This window comes from Streptomyces sp. WM6372 (assembly GCF_001279655.1).
Lineage (GTDB): Bacteria > Actinomycetota > Actinomycetes > Streptomycetales > Streptomycetaceae > Streptomyces.
Window position 1 is genome coordinate 63,017 of the sequence record NZ_LGDB01000175.1, and the last position, 18,866, is coordinate 81,882.

Here is an 18,866-nt window from a genome sequence, read left to right on the forward strand (position 1 = left end):
CATTCCGTTAGGAGTTCTAAGCCCAGGCCGATTCCGACCCAAGGGACGACACGGACGGCAGGGCGCGTGTGGTCTGCATACCGCACACGCCCGACAATGAGCGGTTCGGCCCGGAGACGGCCTACATGGCCTGGCTCAACAACTACACCGGCACTTGCGAAGTCTGACCACCTCCCTTCTGCTTGGATTCGGACCCCTCGCGTCTGCGTCGGGCGAGAACATAGCCCGTGATCCACGCGGTCGCAGGATGTCGTCACGGCCGTACGGGCAGACGGTCGGCGGTGCGCCGGCCTGCCTGGCCTCGGTGTCCCTCTGGTGCGCCTCGACGATCTGTACGGGCGACTCGCGAAGGAGTCTCCTACCTCCGCTGCGTCCGGATCGCCCGGTGCAGCGTAGAAGCGCGGTCCCGTCTACTGCTGCCCCGGTCCGGCCGGGACGGGCCCCGAGCGATCAAGAAACCGATGCGGTGGCCGATCCTGAGAACCCGGAGCGGCCGCAGCAAGGTCGCACCGGGGCGATGAGCACGTAACCAAACCACCAAACAGCGCAAACACACGGGCGTCGGCAGACCCGTGCCTCGCGCTCAACCGCCTTGACCTCCCTACAGCTGGTCCCCCCTGCTGGGTGGTTCCGGAGGATGCATCCCGCCACCGTCCTTGATGTCCACTTCACAGGTGCGTCGGTCGTGGGACTGGTCATTGGGGATCAACAACACTCCGGCAACCTGCTCAGGGTGTTCGACGGCGAGCCAGTCGTCGCCCGTGAGGGGATCATCGGCCGGCCCGAACGCCTGGGACGAGTGAACCGTCTGACACCCCAACGCCACACGCTCCTTGTCGACCGCGCAGGCGTCCACTGCGGGGTCGGAATATTTGTCGGCGCCGTCGAAGCGGAAGTGGAAGTGGACCCGGTCACCTTCGGAGGGGACCTGCGGGTGGGGCTCAAGGCGCCAGTCAACGACCGCGGCGCTGACGCCGAGAGGTTGCCCGTCCGTGTTCACGACCTGCACCCTGGCACCCGCCTTACCGCGCTCCGCCGTCGTGTCGGTGCATCCCCAGGAAGAGCAGCCGGTCAGGGCGAGAATCACCAGAGCCAGCGGGGCAACGGCGGGTATTCGTGCGGGGAACACTGAGATGACCTCCGGTCGGGGTGGGGCGGGGCAGTGTATCCCGGGGCCTGGCAGCTGCGGGTGATGGCGGCGAGCGCCTACGGCGGCGAAACCGAAGCGCAGAGGAGCCCTATGAACTGGGCGGGTGCTTGAAGCAACTGCATTGGCCTTGCCGGACCCCTTTGGCCAGCACCCCACCCGACGCTGGCTCCACCCGCTGACCCCCTCGACCAGGTCGACCGCGCGGCCGTGCACGCCACATTTCCCCTTGACCTGCTCTGCGACGGGCGGCCGTTAGACGGCGGTGAAGGGGTACCTCTGCATGCTCGGCCTCCTCGGCCCCGGTGTGGGGGCAGTGAGTGAGTGAAGGAGATGCAAGGATGACGACGATCCACCGCCAGCCGAAGTGGGCTCCTTGAGGGGGCACTTCGGAGTCTTCTTCGGAACCCACTTGGGGGCCCGAAACCCGGCAGGGTGGCAAACATGCAGGTCAGTACTCGAGTCACTGTGGAAAATGCGCTGTCGCACCCTTCTTCTCCCCTCTTGTTGTCCGTGTGGGAGGAGATCATCGGGTTCCAGGGGGCCCGGCGGCCTCCACGACCAGCCAGGTCCAGTTCACGGCGGACCGGTGCAGCTGGTTACGTGTGGCGAAGGGGTGGAGCTGATGGCAGGCAGGCGGCTGACGAATCCGGCGGGATTCTCGAACGACCTGCGGGGACCGGCTGACATCCAAGGGGCCTGTCCAAGGGCTCGCGTGACTCTGGCTGTTCCGGTTGATGTAGGAGCCATGGGGTGGCTGCCCGGCTGTGGTGCCAGGTGTCGTTCTTGATGGTGCCGCAGTGGAAGCTATGGATTCGATCAGGGGCGTTACTCCGGCGAGTCAAGATCGTTGGCGGTGTGGAACAACACCAAACGAGCGTCCGTGGCCGTCGCTCTTGCTGCTGCCCTCGCCGCGTTCGTCGGCCTCGCCTCCCCTGCGTCGGCTGATGGCGACGGCCGTCTCAGGCAGATTGACCTCGCGGCGAACAACATCACCGAGGTCGCGCTGATCGACGATCTTGCTAGCAGCGCGGTCGTATGTGATTGCGCCAGAGCGAATTGGCTCAGCGCTTTCAAGGGTATGGGCCGGGGCGTTTGCGACGGCCCGGAGCTCTCCCACGATCAGCGGCTGTACGACGATGACCAAGGCGCTACCCCCTGCAAAGACGACGACTAACCCTTTCAAGCGCCCGTCCTGCTGAGCGTGGGCGCAGACACGTGACGAAGCCTCGCCTTCGCGGGGGTGCCGAACACGCCTTCTCCAGCTGGCCATCGGACCCTCTGCACCCTCCGCCCGCCCCTCTGTTGAGCGCAGCCGAACTCCAAGATCACCTCGACTTTGAAACGCCCCTGGACCAGCGCCTCCAGGGAATCTGGCACGGTAATCTCAGGTCATGCCTGAGACATCAGTGGCGCACTTCTATGACGAACTGGCCGACGATTACCACCTGATCTACTCAGACTGGGACGCGAGCATCCGTCGGCAGGGGGACGCCCTGGACTCACTGATCGGCCAGGATCTCGCGGCGGTGCTCGACTGTTCCTGCGGCATCGGCACCCAGGCCATCGGCTTGGCGCTGCACGGGCACCGGGTCACCGGGACCGACATCAGCCCCCGCGCCGCCGCCCGCGCTGCCCGGGAGGCCGCCCGCCGCAGCCTGAGCCTGCGCACGGCCGCCGCCGACATGCGGCGCCTCCCGTTTGCCGATGGCCAGTTCGACACTGTCGTCTGCGCCGACAACTCGCTGCCTCACCTGCTGACAGAGCAGGAGGTGAACGCCGCCCTGGCTGAGATGCGCCGAGTCCTGCGCCCCGGCGGCCGGCTGCTGATCAGCACACGGCCCTACGACGACCTGCTGCGCGATCGCCCGGCTTCGACGCCTCCACAAGTCCACAGGGTCGCCGAAGCCGACGGAGGAGAGCGAACCGTCACCTTCCAGCTCTGGCACTGGCACGACGACGGCGAGCACTACGACTTGGAGCACTTCCAACTCCTCCCGGCAAGCGGAGAATGGCGCGTCCAGGTCCGCCGGACCACCTACTGGGCACTGGGCCGGGACCGGCTGTCCGGCCTCGCAGCCGAGGCCGGGTTTGTCGACCCTCAGTGGCGGATGCCACAGGAGACGGGCTTCTTCCAGCCGCTGCTTGTGGCCCGCGCTGGCGAGTAGGTGATCCCATCGCTCGGCGGGGGAGGCTGATGTCAGCTGCTGGAGTTCCTCGTAGCGGAGGTCGGCCTCGCGGACCTGCGCGGCGTAGTTCTCCAGGGCCACCACGCGCATCTCGACGCCATCGTGGTTGGCGCACTGTGCCGCCGGGTGGCTTGAAGGGCGATCACCTCTGCGTTGGAGCTGTCCGTCTCGGCTGACCTGGACAGCTGGCTGTACTCACGCAGGGCCTTTGAGAAGATGTTCTGAGCTGCTTTGCCTGATTCGACTGTTGGCTCGGGTCAGGAGGGCTGGTGGGCTGGGGAGTCCGGGTGGGGCCGCATCAGTACCAGGTCATCGCCCCAGGCGTCGAGCACCGCCGCGTGGCCGTCGGTCCGGGCGGCCGCCTCGACCCGGGCGAAGAGCCGCTGCTGCGGTGCCACTTCGCCGGTCGCGGCGATCCGGGCGACGGTCTTCAGCAGCGGGGCGCTCTCCCAGCCGGGCAGCGGGAACCGGTCCAGCTCCCAGGCCAGATACTTGTTGTACGGGCGCGGTCGGCGGTCCAGGGCGAAGAGCAGGTCGAGCAGGAATCCGACACTGACGGTCGCGTCGAGGTGGCCGGCGAGCGGGTTGCCATCGCGGTGGTTCTTGACCGAGCGATAGAGCGAGTTGGCGTAGGCGTCCAGCAGGGCGGCGCCGGACCGGAAGGCCTCCTCGGCGCCGAGCCGTCCCATCGCGGCGACGATCCGGGTGACCTCCCCGTCGCGGCGGTCGACCAGCACCTGGAGCGGGCGATGGCGTACCGCTCCCAGTCGGCGGGCCGGCGGAACCGTTCGAGGGTGGTGACGACCAGGTCGAGCTGCGCGGAGCGGTAGCCGTCGAGTGCAGCCAGCTCGCTCGCCGCGTCGTCGGCGAGGATGACGTAGAGGTCGTGGTCGGAGTGACGGGTGGTGATGCCGTCGTGGGCCTGTGAGCCCTTGAGGACGAGTCCGACGACGGCCGCGTCGGCCCCGCATCGGCGACGAAGGCCGCGAAATCCAGCGTCACGCCAGGTCCTTGAGCATCAGCGTGCACATCGTCTCGTACCGCCGGAGCGAGCCGTCCTCGGCCTCCACGTCCCAGGAGTCGAGCTCGCGGCCGAAGGCCCGGTAGCCCAGGCGTTCGTAGAGGGCGCGGGCGCGCGGGTTGCTCTCCTCGACGCCGAGTTCGGCGTGGGTCAGGCCCCGGGCGCTGATCCACTGCTCGGCGGAGCGGATCAGCAGCGTTCCGATCCCGCAGGACTGCAGGGCCGGGTGGACGCTGAGTTGCCAGAGCGTGCCGGCGCCGGGCTTGACCGTGTAGTCGATGCCGCCGACCGCCACCGGGAGCCCGACCGGCGTGCACACCGCAAGGTAGTCGATCTCGCCCGCCTCGGCGCGGCGGATCTGGTGGACGAGCTCGCGCACGTGCTTGGGGGAGCCGGCCCAGCTGCAGGACGGCAGGTCCGCGTCGGTGAGGCCTCGCACCGACAGGTGCAACCTGATCTCGGTCATCGACGCATCCCTTCGACTCCGACAGCCGCCGTCTCCTATTTCAGCAAGCCGCTCCCCGTGCCGTCCAAGGGGTTTCGGACCGGCCTTGACGTCAGCCGGAGGGGCTTGCGCTCGCGACCGGGGCCGGGCGTCGGCGAGGTTCGGGGCGTCCGGGGGCAGCACGGTGACGCCCGTGGGCGGGGCGCCAGCCCGATTCTGCAGCCGGCTTGGGGCAGGTGGGCTGGTGGTGCGGAGTTGCTCGGGCGGTGGTGGGTGAACAAGCCGGGTTCGGGCTCAGTGAGGACGCCGAGGCTGACCAGGCGCTTGAGCTTGTGCCGGGTGCCTGAGTCCTGGGCACCCCGGGTCGACCAGCTGGTTTTGGGGCGGGGTACGGCGAGGCGTTTCACGTTGTTGGCGGTCTCGCTCCTGGCCTCGTGCGTCGATCAGATCTGGATGACGACGCTGGCCATTTGCTCGAAGTCGTCGTTCACACGTCGTGCCAAGCTGGCGTTGTATTGGACGGCGCCGTCCTGGCGGCGTCGCCGTTGCGGGATGGTGCCCGTTGCCAGATTCGATTCCGAGGCTCGCCCCGACCCGGTTCCCCCAGCCCCGTTCATGTATCAGTGGGCATGGACTGCCGAAGAATGGGCTCGCCGGGAGCGCGGAGAGACGTCCGTACCAGAGGTGACACGACAGCCGAGTACAGAGCCGTACGAGGAGCGTGACCGACTCGAGGTCGGCGTCGGTGACGGCGCGAAGGCGCAGGTCGGCCAATGGCCTCGGCCGCGCCGAGGCCCGCGCCGTCGCCGAGGGCGGCTGACCGCGAGATGCCCGCCCCGCGGGCAGGTAGCAGGCTGGAGGGATGGAGCCTGCGCCGATCCTCGTGCACAGAATCTCCCCGACGGGCGGCCGACGGGTCGTGATCCGTGTCCGCGGCGTCGACACGGTGCTCGGGGTCGCCCACAGCGACCGGGATCTGATCGAGTTCCTGCGGCGCATCGACGTCCCCGACCCGGATGGCCTGGTCCTCGGCGACTCATCGGCCATCGCCTGGCAGGGCGGGAAACCGCACCTGTACGAGGCCGAGTCCGACGGGCCCTGAGGCGGCCACACGGCGGCCCTCCCGCGGGAAGCCGGGAGGGCGCTCCGAACGACGAGGAGTTGGCCAACGGGAGCACCACCGAGGTGCCAGTGAGCTCGCAGAGCCTCGGCGGCATCGTCCGGACCGAGCTGGGGCAGGTGGGGACGTTGGGGCAGGGTAGCCGGAGGTGACCTTCCATCCGGCTCGTCAGACGGCCGGACCCGTTCCAGACCTGCGACGGCTGCGACCGTGCCTTCCGCGCTCCCGCACCGGGCCGCTGCCGCGACTGTCCGCCAGATGCGGAATCAGCTGCCGCGTAGGGCGCAGCGCCCCTATGCTCCTGCGCGCCGATCGTCGCGGCAATCCGCTCGTGGGGGGAAGAGACGTGGACGTTGCAGAAGCAGGAGACCTGCCGAGACCGGCGAAGCCGGACCCGGGGGCGGTGGCGACCAGGAACGATCTGGCACGCGAACTGACGGAGTTGCGGCAGGCCGCCCGCTGGAGCCTGCGCGATCTGGGCAAGGCCGCCGGGGTTCCCTTCGGCACGCTGGGCGGCTGGTTCCGGGGGGCGAGCCTGCCGCAGCCCGCTCAGATCGACGCCTTCGAGCAGGTACTGGCCCTGTGCGGGGTCGAGGACAGGGCCGACCGGGAGCTGTGGCTCTCGGCCCTGGCCAGGGTCCGCAGACTGCCCGCACGACGAACCTTGGACGGCCCCTCTCCCTATCGCGGGCTGGAGGCCTTCCAAGTGGAGCACGCGGGCTGGTTCTTCGGGCGGGAAGGACTGACCGATCAGCTGCTGGCCCGCATGGACGAAGCACGGGCACCGGTGGTGATCGTCGGGCCGTCGGGCTCCGGCAAGTCGTCCGCCCTGCGTGCCGGAGTGCTTGCCGAGCTGACCAACCGGGGCACGACATGGTCCCTGTGCACCCCCGGTGCCCATCCCATGAGCCGATTGCCCGCCGAGCCCGGGTCGGTGCTCGTGATCGACCAGTTCGAGGAAGTCTTCACCTCCTGTGCCGACCCCGCGGAACGCGCCCGGTTCCTGGACGCGGTGTTCACGCTGCCGGGCGGCGTACTGATCGGCCTGCGCGCCGACTTCTACGCCGACGCGCTGCGCGACACCAGGTTCGCCGAAGCGCTCCAGGCCAACCAGGTCGTGATCGGCCCGATGACCGCCACCGACCTGCGCCGGGCCATCGTGGAACCCGCCCGCAAGGCCCACTGCGACATCGACGACGCCCTGGTCGACCTCGTCCTGCGTGAGATCGGCCCGGCTGGCGCCGAGCGGGTCCGCAACGCGGGCGCCCTGCCGCTCCTCTCCCACGCGTTGCTGACCACCTGGGAACGCCGCGGCCCCGACGCGCGCATGTCCGTAGAGGCCTACCGGCAGGCGGGCGGACTCGACGGCGCGGTCGCCCGCACCGCAGAAGCCGTGTACGCGGGGCTCGACGCCGCCGACCGAGAACGTGCCCGCAGGCTGCTGCTGCGCCTGGTCCACATAGGCGACGGCGTCGCCGACACCCGCAGGCGGGCCGATCACACCGAACTCGCCGACGACGTCGAGGACGTGCTGTACCGGTTCGTGGAGGCCCGGCTGCTCACCGCCTACGCCGATGCGGTCGAGATCAGCCATGAGGCGCTGCTCACCGCCTGGCCCCGGCTGCGCGAGTGGATCGACGCCGACCAGGCGGGGTTACGCATTCACCGGCAGATCACGGACGCCGCCCGCGCCTGGGACGAGGGCGACCGGGACCCGGGTGGACTGCTGCGCTCCGGGAAGCTGTCCATGGCCCGCGAGTGGGCGGTCGGCGGGGTGCACGAGGCCGACCTGAACCGGTTGGAGTCCGAGTTCCTCGACGCCTGTGTCGCGGCCGAGCACGCCGACGAGGCGGCCACCCGCCGCCGTACCCGCCGACTGCAGCGGCTCGTGGCCTCGCTGGTGGCGCTGCTACTGGTGGCGAGCGGCCTGAGCGTGTACTCGCTGTGGCAGCGGTCGGAGGCCAATGCCCGGCGCGAGGTCGCGGTGTCCCGCCAGCTGGCGGTGACGGCCGCCCGGTTGCGCGAGTCCGATCCGGGACTGGCCAACCAACTGGCGTTGAGCGCCTACCGGATAGCGCCCACCACCGAGGCCCGATCGGCCCTGCTGGCCGCTTCGACCACGCCCGAGGTGACCCGGATCGTGCGTCCGGGACGGGCACGGCAGGCGGTGGCCGTCTCCGGCGACGGCAGGCTGCTGGCAGGTGCCGGGGCGATGGAAAGCGACAACGAGCTGCTGATCTGGGAGCTGACCGGTCCGGGCGGGCCCCGGCGTACCGGCGCTCCGCCGCTGCCCACGAACGGGCTGGTCTACGCGGTCGCCTTCAGCCCGGACGGGAAGACCCTGGCGACTGCCGGCGAGGGCCGGTCGGTGTCGCTGTGGTCGCTACGGGATCCCGCGCATCCGGTCGCCCTCGGCGCACCGCTCGCCGGGCCCGCGGACGCGGTGCAGGCCCTGGAGTTCAGCCCGGACGGAGCCTTCCTGGCCGCGGGCAGCGAGGACACGAAGGTCCACCTGTGGAACGTACGCGACCCCGCGCGGCCGACGCCCGTCGAGGCGGCCGTGGGCCACACGAAGAGCGTGAACGCCGTGGCCTTCCGGCCCGACGGCGGCCTGCTGGCCACGGGTGACTCGGCGGGTGAGGTGCGGCTGTGGGAGCTCTCCACAGGACGCCTGCTGCCCGTCGGTGCACCGCTCGGCGGCACCGGTCGGGTCAATGCCGTCACTTTCGGCCCCGACGGGACCCAGCTGGCCGCGGGCAGCAACGACGGCGCGGTCCGGCTGTGGGACGTGCGCGATCCCGCGCTGCCCGTCGCGGGGAAGCCGATGGTCGGCAAGGCCGGCGCCTGGGTGAACACCCTGGCGTTCAGCGCCGACGGGCGGCTGGTCGCCGTAGGGAGCGCGGACAGCATGGTGCGCCTGTGGGACATGTCGACGCAGACCGTGGTGTCGACACTGCCGCACCCGGATCCGGTGACGGCGGTCGCCTTCCGCGACCACGGCAGACGACTGGTGACCAACGCGGCGGACGGCGTTGCCCGGTTGTGGACCCTGCCCGGTCCGGTGATTCCCGCGGGGGAGGTCCCGATCACCACCGTCGCCTACCGTCCCGACGGCAGGCTCATGGCCGCGGCGGCGGGGGACGTCCGGCTGTGGGACACCACGAACCCGGAGCGTCCTGCGCAGCTCACAGCGGTCCTGCGCGCACCGGAGCCCTTCGACCGGATCGCCGGCATCGTGACGATCAGTCCGGACGGACGGCTCCTCGCGGCGGGAACGCGCGGCGGGAACGCGGTGCTGCTGTGGGACATCAGCGACCCCGGCGATCCCCGGCTGCTCGGATCGCCGCTGACAGGCGCGACGAGTCTCATCGAATATGTGCAGTTCAGTCCCGACGGCGCGGTGCTGGCCACCGGTGGCGACGACGAGACGGTACGTCTGTGGGACGTCGGCGACCCGGCCCACGCCAAGCCGCTCGCGGTGCTGGAGCCGAAGCTGGGCATCGTCTTCATGGTGGCCTTCAGCCCGGACGGAAAGCGTCTCGCGGCCGCCACCTCGCGCGGTCAGGTGCCGCTGTGGGACATGAGCGACCCGGCCCGGCCGGCGCTCGTAGGAGAGCCCCTGCCCGTCTCCCGGACCGATGTGTACTCGGTCGCCTTCGGCGGGGACACCCTCGCGGCGGGATCGGCCGACGGGACCGTGCAGTTGTGGGACGTGGGATCCGCCCGTCCCGCCCGGATCGGCGATCCGGTCAGCGGGCCGGACGGACGGATCCACGCGCTGGCCTTCCGTCCCGACGGCCGGTCCCTGGCCGCCGGGACGGGCGCCGGTCAGATCTGGCTGTGGGACGCGGCCGACCCCTCCCGGCCTCGGCTGACCGCCGTGCTGCAAACCGGACAGACGGCCGTCTGGGGCGTGGCCTTCCACCCTGGCGGACACGTGCTCAGCGGTGCCGCCGGGGACCTCCACCAGGTCGACACGGAGGTGGGGAAGGTGATCGAGACCGTGTGCGGCACCAGCGGTGACCGCATGACGGGCGCGGAGTGGAGCAAGTACGCCCCGGGAATTGGCTACCGGGCGCCGTGCGGGTAGCCGTGCCGGTAGGCGTACGGGCAGCCGAACGGGTAGGTGCCGCCGCCGGATGACCGGCGGCGGCACCTACCGGCGGACACCTGACCTCAGAGGCCCATCGCGGCGAGGGTCCGGTTCAGCGCGTTCGCGAACAGAGGAGTGCCCTCCCGGTTCGGGTGGAAGGTCTGCTGGGAGGGACGGATCCTGTCGAATGGTTCCGGGAGCATGGGCGTTTCTCCCTCCGTCCTGGTCATGGTGAAGCCGTGCAGACCTGCCGGATCACCGCAGACCGCCTTACCTTCGAGGTCCTGACGGGGATCGGCGATGGTGATCGGCGCGTTCAGTTCCAGTGCCAGCGCCGACACCTTGCTGCTCAGCTGGTTGTCCAGGTATTCGGTGCTCTCGTTGACCCAGTCGGCCTCGCTCGGGTTGATGCCGATCGGCACGGCCCTTCCGTCGACGATGATGGTCGTGCCGACGCAGATTCCCTGGCGGGAGATCAGTCTCGGATACGTCATGAGCACGATCTTGGCGTTCGGAGCCCGGTTGTGGATGGTCCGCAGCACGGTGTCCACCGACGGGATCACCTTGTTCCGGACCACCTCGGGGCCGGTCTCGCGGAGCGGGCGCGGGTCCTTCGCCGCGTCCAGCGGTTCGTCCTGGCAGTTTCCGTCACCGACCGAGACGACGCAGCTTTGGAGGACCGAGGTAAATCCCGCGTCGTTGCCGCCGATCGACAGCGTCACCAAGGTGGTGTTCTCGTCGAGGAAACCCGCGTCCAATTGGGACACTTCGTGGAACCGCTCGGCAGCGCCCTTGCCGTCGGCGTCGGTGATCCGTTCATCGGGGCGGACCGCCTTGCTGGGCAGCAGCTCCTTCGTCCGGGCGCCGGAGCAGGCGAGGAGCTTGTGGTCCACCTCCGGATCCCAGGCATCGGCCCTGGCCCCGATCGGGGTGGCGCTGTCGGCCAGCCTCGCCAGCCGCGACCAGGCGTACTTGGACCGGTGGCAGGCATTGCCGTAACGCCACTGGTAGCCAGAGTCGTTGTAGCTGCCCACGATGTCCCCGCCGGTGTTGTCCGTCTCCCGGTAGTAGTCGTTCTGCGCGCTGATCGACGCTCCCTCACCGGAGGCGAACGAGTCGCCGAGCGAGACGACCATGTTCCTCGGCTTGGCGGCGAGCGGCTGGAAGGCGATCGCGTCCCAGGCGATCTTCTCGTTGCCGTCGCCGTCCCTGGTCACGTTCGCCAGCGACACCTTCGGCGTCCCGTTGATCCGGAACACGCCCAGGGACACCCAGCGGTGCTCCAGGACCCGCTGGGGGATGATGCGTTCCCGTGCGGGTGTGCCGTCCCCCAGGTCGATCTTGTAGGCGGCCTGCTGGGTATCGGCACTGTGGGCGGGCAGGTGGACCATCACCCGGGCCCAGGAGTTGAGAGGCTGGTTCAGCCTCCAGGTACCGGTGACCGCCATCTGCCCCCCTTCGGCTTCGGCCTTCCGGGTGTGGCCGAACCAGAAGTGGCCGCCGAGCCCGCCGCCGATCTGGTGCAGGTCGATCTTGGACCGGTAGTGCCCGGTGTTGTCCTGAGCGAAGGTCAGCCCGAAGGTCCCCTGGTTGACCCAGTTGCGAAGACAGGCCGGCCGGACCGAGTTCACCGAGTCCACGGTGTTGTCGATGATCAGCGCGTCGTCCGGGACGTCGTTCACCCCGCCCTCGTCGGTGTCGTACGGATCGCAGTTCGGCCGGTAGTGCTCGACCGGCATCTTGCGTGCCGCCTCCTCTTCGGGCTTCAGTGCGAAGACGGGCTCGGGATAGTCCGTGGGGAAGCGCATGTTCTCGTTCCCGCAGCTGTCGGCACAGTCCGTCTTCCAAGTCACCTGCTTGTGCCACCAGCAGTGGTAGTCGCCCTCCAGGCAGGGCTCGGACCGGGTGAAGTCGCAACGGTTGCCGTCCGGGCCGTTGTCGCAGAACGCCCGGACCGGGGGCTTGGCGTTGGCCCGCCAGGTGGTGTCGTTCCACCAGGCCTGGTTGTACCCCGTCGCCCAAGCGGCGTTGCCCGACTTGCGGAAGTCGTACTTGGTGATGGGGTAGGCCGCCCAGCCGATCACCTTCTCCGGATACGGCCACAACTGAGGCGTCTTCGCGGCGGACGGGGACTCCAGGAAGGGCGCCCGGGTCTTGGGGTAGTCCGCGTTGGCGGGATTGTTCGTCCAGCCGAGTCCCCAGTTGCCCCTGGAGTCCGTGCATATCGGACCGGGGGTGCACCCGCTGGTGTTGCCGGTGTGCGCCTGCGGATTGATCCCGGAGTTGTACGCCCACAGTGCGGCGAACCAGTTCTCGATCTTGGCGGGGTCGGCGTTGTTGATACGGATGCCGGCCCGGTAGGTCTGGTTCCACTTCTCCTGGAGGATGCGCAGCCCGGCCGCGATGTTGGTCGCGTAGTCCACCGCGATCGCCCGCTGGGTGGTCTCGGGCTGCTGCCCCACCCGCATCCCGTCGGTGACCTGGGCGACGCCGTAACCGCAGTCGGCCTCGTCCCAGTTGACCGACCACTCGTCGGTACTGGGTGCACGCATGCCGGCGCGCCTGCCGTAGAAGTCGCCGACCAGCGGGTTGCCCGTCATGCCCTCCAGGGCGTGGTTGGACGCCTGCCACAGGTTGGACTCCTGGGCGAGGACGCCCAGCAGGATCTGCGCCGGAACCCGGCCACCGCCCTCCAGCGGGATCGAGGGACGGAGTCCCTGTGGGCTCCAGGCGGGCAGCCCCGACTGGTTCCAGTTCGCGGGCCGCTCCGTCCTCAGCGCATCCTGCACCGCGAGGTTGGCCGCCCACTCCACCTGCTTCCAGTGCGGCTGGAACACCTGCGTCTTCGGGTCGTTGCGCGGGACGGCGCAGGTGCGGTCGTCGTCGACCGGGTTCGTCGGTGAGCCGGCGGCCAGCGTCTGTGCGGTGACGGAAGGCTGCGCCTCGGACTGTGCCTCGGGCGACGCCGCCACAGGCGGTGCGGCCGGGGTGAAGCGGAAGTCGGCCGTCTTGCCGGAGCCGGTCATCCGCGCGGTGAAGGCCACGGGCTGTGCGGCGTCAGGCGCGGCGGTGGCCGCCCCCTCGCCCCGGGTGGCGTCTCTGCGGATCTCCACCTGGCCGAGGCTGGACACCTCCGCTCCCGGGGCCGCGTCCACCTGGGACATGGTGCGGGGGAGGGACTTCTTGCTGGTGGGCTTGCCGGTCAGGAAGACCTTGCCGCCCGCCCCGGCGGACAGCCCCAGACCGGTGAGTGGGCCTCGGGCGATCTCCTTGGCGGTACGCGCCTTCGCGGGGAGGTGCTTCGCCACGGCCGTCTTCTCATCGGGTGCCTCAAGGAACGCCAGGCCGCCGTCGGCGTCGGGCCGTAGGTAGAGCGGCACCCCTGCGGTCGACGTCAGCGTCTTCGTCCGGCCGGCGGTGTCGATCTCGATGACCCCCGGACCTCCGGCCGCGAGGATCTTGTCGCCGACCGGGACGGCCGAAGTGATCTGGCCCGCCAGCTCGTGACTCCGTACGGTCGTCGCCTTCACCGTGTCCACGACGCTCAACCGGGTGCGGCCGAGCTTTGCACCGCCGTTCTGCGCCAGCACCGCCGTCTCGCCCACCCCGCAGCCGGGGTTGTGATAGGCGAGGCTGGCCGTGGAACCGAGCTTGGTCACCTTGCCGTCGTCGAGGTCGACCACGGCGACGAACCCGCCGCGCTGGAAGGTCTCCTCGCGGTTGGTGAACCGGCGAGGGCCGTAGACGACCACGGCACGTCGGCCGGAACCGGTGAAGCACACGTTGCCGATCCAGAGATCGGTCTCGAACCCCGGCTCGGCTAGGGAGGCGACGGTCCGCCACGCGTAGCCGGACTTCGCGTCGGCGATCAGCAGGTGGAAGCCGGTCGGGTCACCCGACGTCGTCCACGCCCGGTCCTGCGACCGCCGCCAGTCCTTCGGCAGGATCGAGTCCCGCTGGGCGACGTCCACGGCGGAGCGGTCCTCGGTGGCGGGGCGTGCGTCGGCCGGTGCGGGGGCGGGCGGCGGACTGGGTTCGGCCGAAGCGGCGGCGTCTATGGAGAACACCATCGATGCCGCCACCACCAGGGCGGCCAGCCTGAGCCGGCTTCTGCGCCGGTGTCTCGTATCTCTCGACTTGTGCATGCGGGCTCATTTCAGGTCGATGCGCGAGGGTCCGCCGTGCACCCGGACACGGCGACCACGGCGTCGACAGCCCGGGCGCGACAGCGAACTGGGAAGGGGCTAGCGGAGCCGTCCTCATGACTCGGCCCGGTTCGACTGGCTTTCCGCTCCGACGCCTTTGCGGAAGGTGCTGTGGCCACGAGCGAGCGTCTGGTGACTGAGTGCGCCATCACTGGCAGCCACCAGACGCTCGTGACCGATGGACCTGGACAGCGACCTCAGTACAGCGCTGCGGCGACTGGGTGCTCCGCTGCGACGATCAGTAGCGGGGACTGCAGACTTCAGGCTGGTTGATGACCTTGTAGCAGGCCTCGGCCAGGAGGCCGTCCCCGTCGTCGGACATCTTCGACCAGCCCACGCCGCCGTAGTTGCCGGCATAGTCGTACGTCTGCCGCGGCACGCCGTTCGAGTACAGGCTCCTCAAACGCCAGGAAACCTGGCCGGCGCCGTTGGCATCGTTGACCCTCGTCCACGCTGCCTGGCACTGGGGGCTGAACCGTAGCTCAACGTTGCCGCCCGCCCAGGCAGCAGTGAAGGCATCGGCGGCGCAGCCCATGTCCTGAGGGTCCTCGTTCTCGCAGGAAGCTCGGTAGCAGCCGGCCGTGGCGGCCGCCGTGGCCGTCCCCGTCGTGGGTAGCAGCAGTCCGGCCGTCAGTGTCAGCGCGGTCAGTGCCGCCCGGGCGAACCTGGTCTTCCTCGTGTCCATGAGCATGATGATCCCCACCCAATCGTTCGGTGATCGCGGCTGTCGCGACGTGCACTCATCAAAAGGGCTTCAGGGCGAGCGGGGCGAGGCTCAGGCCGTCTTCCGCACGATCTCGCACACCTCGGATGTGATGTCTGCGCAGGTCACGTTGGATGCACCAGCACAACCCCGGAGCCCGGCCTGCGTGGACGGGGGCGGCGGCGCAGGGCGTGGACCTTGGCGACGAGTCCCGTCGCATCCAGGCGCGCGGGCGGCCCCGGTCGCCCGGCTCGCCAGACGGCCGGACCCGTTCCAGACCTGCGACGGCTGCGACCGCGCCTTTCGGGCCCCGGCCGCTGCCGCTGCCGCGATTGTCCGCCCGATGCGGCGCAGGCGTCCGCCGCCTAACCTCGCCGTTTCAGTTGCGGCTGTTGGATGACCGAGCGAGGTCGCTTGGGGTGGTGCTGGTGGGTGGCCATGGTGGGCTTCCGGCGCGGCGGTCGGGTTCTCCAAGTTCCTCGGGCCGTGGATGGTCGGGGGCTGCCAGTCAGCTGGCCGGGCCGGGCAAGGCAGCGAGTCGGTGGAACGCGGCGGCGAGGTCGTGTCTCCAGGGCCAGGTGGCGGAGAGTCGCAGGTGAAGGCGTCGGCCGCCGCGGGTGAGGCGGGCGGCGGTCTCGGGCACGGCGACCAGGCGGCCCGCCAAGAGCTCCCGCACCCGCGCGTGCTCATCACGGTCCTCAGCACGCGTGGGCGCGCAGTACCTGGCCACGTGCTCGGGCCGCAGCGTGCCGAGGACCAGGACCGGGCCGCGGCCCGGGTCGGTCACCAGCGTGTGCAGCGCGGCCGCAATCGCCTCACCATGTCCGCTGTCACCGAAGTAGTCCTGTGCGTCGTTCGGCCGCACCACGGTGCGCGGCCCGACCCTGTCCAGGCCGGCGACTGCCGCCTCGGCCCGGCTGGGGTGATACGGGTGCCACAGCCGCCAACCGTTCGGCCAGAGACCCTGAATGGCCTCCCAGCACGCTCGGGTCTTGCGCGTCGAGGTGTCGTGGTCACGCCGCACGTATCCCGGCAGCGAGGCCGAGCGGCCCGGCGAACCGATCACGTGGCCCGCCCGAGGGCGGCCGACGCCCGCCGGCGGCGCGGGCTTGACTTCCAGGTCGTACGGGTCGCACTCAAGAATCGGCCTTCCCACCAAAGCCGCACGGGCAGGAACCGCCGCCTCCGCGGCCTCCGCCTCCTCTACGCCCCTGCCGCTCCGCTGCCCGACAGCCCGGCCCCGGAGGTCCAGCAGCTCGTCCAGGTCGAGATTCAGCTTCGGCACCAGCAGGCGCAGGGTCTGCGCGGTCGGTACCTTGCCCGGGTCGTTGATCGCGTTGTGGAGCGTCGTCGTACTGAGCCCTGTCCGCGCGGCGAACTGGTCCCTGCTCAGGCCCGCGGTCTCCTGACGGCGTCTGAGTTTTGCTTTCAGCTCGGCCAGAGGTCCCTGCCCGGCCTGACCGTACTCACGCTCCAAGATCCACCTGCCCAAACCGACGCCCTGTTCAACCTTGTTCATCATCCGTCACATGAACCCGGTTGAACGGCTGGACCGCGACATTCGGTGAACGGCACCACCCGGTGCGGATCCCTCACCGAGGAGCCTGTGATGTCTGTCCGTCTGACGCTGATTCTGCTGGTGGCCGTGGTGATGCTGATGCTCGCGATGACGGTGGCCGTCGCGGCCGCGTACCTCGCCGGCCGGGACGGAGGCAGCTACCGGGCCTCGATCAGGTCCGGACCGGTCGGCTTCGCGGCGACGGTGACCACCGCCACCGCCGTAGTCGGGGCGTTCGCTGCCATGGCGCGCTGACCGCGAATGCCCGGGCAGCAAGCCATTGTGGGTCGGGTTCCCGCGACGATCGTCTTGGGAACCCGACACACTGGTAGGCGGCCGTTCCCGAGCGGACGGTCGACCGCAGCGGTGTCGGCAAGGCAGACTCGGGTGAGAGGGAAAGGGGCGGTTGATGACCGCAGAGCCGATATACCGGCACGAAGGCGAGCGGGTGCCGCGTAACGCGGAGGGGATCGCGGCCGCGCTGTCGGGTGGGCAGCGGATGGAGTTCTACCGCGAACTTCTGGCCGCTGCCCCGGAGCAGGCCAAGGGGGTGCTCTTGCGCTGGTGGGGCCAGGCGATGCTCGACACCGATCCGGACGCCGACGCGCGTGCCGATGCGGTGCTGGTCGGCACGGTGTCCACCGTCTCGCTGGATGAGCTGCTGGCGCGGCGCCGGGCGGCGGGGCTGCCCGTTGAGTGAGCCGTACGACGAAGGCCTGCCGTGCGTCCTGTCCGAGAGCGTCTCCCAGCTGATGATGGACCCATTGCTGCCGCCGGACGTTTTCGGTGCGATCGTGGCCGCGATGGTCACCATCGGCGAGACCGGTGGCATGGTGCCGGGGAGCACGGCGTCGCCGCGGCGCCCGCAGCAACGGCGCCTGGCACTCGGGGCTGACGGCGAGCTCGGGATCGCCGAGTACGTCATCAGCCGCGACGAAGATCCACTGCAGATCGTCATCACACACGTCCTAGTGTTCTGACTGGTGCGGCGGCGCCCTGCCCGGCGCGGCAGGGCCACGCCGAGCCGGCCGTACCTGCGCACCGGCAAGCCGCTGCGCCCGCGAAGGGGGCGGGACACCGGCGGGGACGGTGGGTGCGGTTTAGAGCGACCGGGTGGGGACTCAGAGTTCGAGCGGATCGTGTTCCACGGCGTCGCCGGGCCTCCGGGCCGGGAGCACCAGCTTGCCGGCCACGGCTACCCGCACCCGTGAATGCGATCGCGGATTTCAGTCCCGTCAGCCCCTCGGTTCCGGAGGGATGGCGGACATTCGCTGCTGCGGGCGGCCCATCCGTCCGGAACCGGGGCCGTGCACAGCATGATCGTCTTCATACCGGCTCAACGACGGATCGCGCGTTGGCTCCCGAAGCCGCACAGTGTCCGGGTGCGCCAGCCGTCTGAGCTGCGGAGTTCTGAGATCGGATCCTGGTTGGCAGGTTGATTGAGCGCTGCGCGGCTTCAGGGCTCTGACCGGAGTTTCGTGAGTCCCCAGGTCAGCGAGGTGCGTGCGGGAACGTTTCGCCAGGGGATCTCTCGGTTGTGGGGGTTGTGAAGATCACCGGCTGGATCATGCGCCCTCGCGAGACGCTGACCGACCAGCAGGAGGAACGACTGTTGGAAGTCCGGCTCGCCTGCCCCGACATCACCCGGGCCTGTGACCTGGCCCGCGCCTTCGCCGACCTCGTTTGCAACCGCCGCGGATTTTTCCTCCTCGAATGGATCCGAAAGCCGAGCAAGATGCCTCGAACCCGATGAGCGGCTTCGCCGGCTTCCTCCGCCAGGATCTGGAAGCCGTCACCGCCGGGCTCACCGTCCGCTGGAGCTCAGGCGTTGTCGAAGGGCACACGTCAACAGAGTCAAAACGCTGAAGAGGGCCATGTACGGCCGTGCATCGTTCGCGCTTCTTCGGACCCGGATCCTCACGAAGTTCTTAAGAGGGGGCCTGTAGGTCCAGTGCGGCGGCTCAGTGCTGGGCGGAGAATGCCATGGCATCAGCCCACTCCCAGAAGGCCCCGCCTTCGGACACCTCGCGTTGCATGATGTCGAACAGCATCGAAAGCTCTGCCTCAGGCGGAATGTCGACGGCTACGTGGCGGTCCCCACTCCACTCGCTCAGCAGCCCCGCGGCATCAATCGCGGTCCGGATCCGATCCATCGTTTCCGTCAACTGCTTCGGGTCTGGGACGGGCATGAGAGGCATCCGCAGGACACGATGTGAAGAGCTCCCCACGACCTCGCTGACCCGGCCGTTCGCTGACAGGCGTACACGGTCGCCGAGAGCAAGTCCGTACGTTTGGAACGGGATGCAGGCGATGGAGTAAGTGTCGTCCTTGAGGGGCGTCAGCCACAGCTGTTCCATCTGACCATCCAGGCCGAACGGCGCGCCA

General features: G+C 69.6%; 14 protein-coding genes and 1 pseudogene. 8 read left to right on the forward strand and 7 right to left on the reverse strand.

What is annotated here, in order from left to right:
• Positions 1 to 601 precede the first annotated feature (601 nt).
• Positions 602 to 1,129 carry a hypothetical protein gene (locus ADK52_RS14305; RefSeq protein ID WP_199828500.1) on the reverse strand — a complete coding sequence of 176 codons (528 nt, stop codon included), beginning with the start codon at positions 1,127 to 1,129 and terminating at the stop codon, positions 602 to 604.
• An 874-nt stretch (positions 1,130 to 2,003) separates the two neighbouring features.
• Here ADK52_RS14305 and ADK52_RS14310 point away from each other — a divergent pair.
• Together ADK52_RS14310 and ADK52_RS14315 are read left to right on the forward strand one after the other, a co-directional pair.
• Complete coding sequence (locus ADK52_RS14310; protein WP_159045944.1) at positions 2,004 to 2,324, forward strand: hypothetical protein; 321 nt, start codon at positions 2,004 to 2,006, stop codon at positions 2,322 to 2,324.
• Positions 2,325 to 2,541: 217 nt separating this feature from the next.
• The gene (locus ADK52_RS14315) at positions 2,542 to 3,315 is read left to right on the forward strand and encodes a class I SAM-dependent methyltransferase (RefSeq protein WP_053690161.1); all 774 of its coding nucleotides are present in this window, start codon (positions 2,542 to 2,544) and stop codon (positions 3,313 to 3,315) included.
• 278 nt (positions 3,316 to 3,593) lie between these two features.
• On the opposite strand, the pseudogene ADK52_RS14320 reads toward ADK52_RS14315, so the two are convergent.
• Together ADK52_RS14320 and ADK52_RS14325 are read right to left on the reverse strand one after the other, a co-directional pair.
• Positions 3,594 to 4,338, reverse strand: a pseudogene (locus ADK52_RS14320) (hypothetical protein).
• The gene (locus ADK52_RS14325; RefSeq protein WP_053690162.1) at positions 4,335 to 4,823 is read right to left on the reverse strand and encodes a GNAT family N-acetyltransferase; all 489 of its coding nucleotides are present in this window, start codon (positions 4,821 to 4,823) and stop codon (positions 4,335 to 4,337) included. The pseudogene ADK52_RS14320 and the gene ADK52_RS14325 overlap by 4 nt, the downstream one beginning before the upstream one ends.
• Before the next feature lie 841 nt (positions 4,824 to 5,664).
• Between ADK52_RS14325 and ADK52_RS14330 the strand changes: the two genes are divergently transcribed.
• Positions 5,665 to 5,904, forward strand: a complete 240-nt coding sequence (locus ADK52_RS14330; RefSeq protein WP_053690163.1) for a hypothetical protein — start codon at positions 5,665 to 5,667, stop codon at positions 5,902 to 5,904.
• A gap of 364 nt (positions 5,905 to 6,268) precedes the next feature.
• Positions 6,269 to 10,012, forward strand: coding sequence for a helix-turn-helix domain-containing protein (locus ADK52_RS14335; protein ID WP_159045945.1), 3,744 nt, complete (start codon positions 6,269 to 6,271; stop codon positions 10,010 to 10,012).
• Between the two features lie 86 nt (positions 10,013 to 10,098).
• Here the strand turns inward: ADK52_RS14335 and ADK52_RS14340 are convergent, their stop codons facing one another.
• The 3 genes from ADK52_RS14340 to ADK52_RS14350 form a co-directional block, all read right to left on the reverse strand.
• Positions 10,099 to 14,160, reverse strand: a complete 4,062-nt coding sequence (locus tag ADK52_RS14340) for a GDSL-type esterase/lipase family protein (protein WP_078988316.1) — start codon at positions 14,158 to 14,160, stop codon at positions 10,099 to 10,101.
• 298 nt (positions 14,161 to 14,458) lie between these two features.
• On the reverse strand, positions 14,459 to 14,905 hold the full coding sequence (locus ADK52_RS14345) for a DUF2690 domain-containing protein (protein ID WP_159045946.1): 447 nt from the start codon (positions 14,903 to 14,905) through the stop codon (positions 14,459 to 14,461).
• A 526-nt stretch (positions 14,906 to 15,431) separates the two neighbouring features.
• Positions 15,432 to 16,445: a helix-turn-helix domain-containing protein gene (locus tag ADK52_RS14350; RefSeq protein WP_053690167.1), complete on the reverse strand. Its 1,014-nt coding sequence runs from the start codon at positions 16,443 to 16,445 to the stop codon at positions 15,432 to 15,434.
• 87 nt (positions 16,446 to 16,532) lie between these two features.
• On the opposite strand from ADK52_RS14350, the gene ADK52_RS14355 reads away from it, so the two are divergent.
• The 4 genes from ADK52_RS14355 (at position 16,533) to ADK52_RS14370 (ending at position 18,234) form a co-directional block, all read left to right on the forward strand.
• Positions 16,533 to 16,736, forward strand: a complete 204-nt coding sequence (locus tag ADK52_RS14355) for a hypothetical protein (protein WP_053690168.1) — start codon at positions 16,533 to 16,535, stop codon at positions 16,734 to 16,736.
• 154 nt (positions 16,737 to 16,890) lie between these two features.
• The gene (locus tag ADK52_RS14360; protein ID WP_053690169.1) at positions 16,891 to 17,181 is read left to right on the forward strand and encodes a hypothetical protein; all 291 of its coding nucleotides are present in this window, start codon (positions 16,891 to 16,893) and stop codon (positions 17,179 to 17,181) included.
• Positions 17,174 to 17,461 carry a hypothetical protein gene (locus ADK52_RS14365; RefSeq protein WP_053690170.1) on the forward strand — a complete coding sequence of 96 codons (288 nt, stop codon included), beginning with the start codon at positions 17,174 to 17,176 and terminating at the stop codon, positions 17,459 to 17,461. Before ADK52_RS14360 ends, ADK52_RS14365 begins: the two co-directional genes overlap by 8 nt.
• 566 nt (positions 17,462 to 18,027) lie before the next feature.
• Complete coding sequence (locus tag ADK52_RS14370) at positions 18,028 to 18,234, forward strand: hypothetical protein (RefSeq protein WP_159045947.1); 207 nt, start codon at positions 18,028 to 18,030, stop codon at positions 18,232 to 18,234.
• Between the two features lie 208 nt (positions 18,235 to 18,442).
• Here the strand turns inward: ADK52_RS14370 and ADK52_RS14375 are convergent, their stop codons facing one another.
• Complete coding sequence (locus ADK52_RS14375; protein ID WP_053690172.1) at positions 18,443 to 18,838, reverse strand: DUF4265 domain-containing protein; 396 nt, start codon at positions 18,836 to 18,838, stop codon at positions 18,443 to 18,445.
• Positions 18,839 to 18,866: the final 28 nt, after the last annotated feature.